At 39.2% G+C, this 232-nt stretch carries 1 pseudogene; it reads right to left on the reverse strand.

Annotated features, from left to right (window positions below):
- Positions 1-232: pseudogene (locus AOA61_RS00195) on the reverse strand (hypothetical protein); the annotation flags it as partial.

Here is a 232-nt window from a genome sequence, read left to right on the forward strand (position 1 = left end):
GTGTGAGACGGTCTGCTTCAATGGCACGACGAAGTAAAGTGCCTTCTCCAATAATCTCTTCTTGTCCAATGACCTCATTTATCGTACGTGGGCGCATTCTTGCTGCTAATGGTCCTTTTGGTGTTTCTTTATTAGAGCTGTTACTTAAATCAAACAAATCCACATTTTCTCCTCCTAACCTCATGAAGATACTTTCATCTATTCTGTTATTTTCTAATTTATTCCCATGCCA

The sequence above is a fragment of the Pseudomonas sp. 2995-1 genome (assembly GCF_002742505.1).
Lineage (GTDB): Bacteria > Pseudomonadota > Gammaproteobacteria > Pseudomonadales > Pseudomonadaceae > Aquipseudomonas > Aquipseudomonas sivasensis.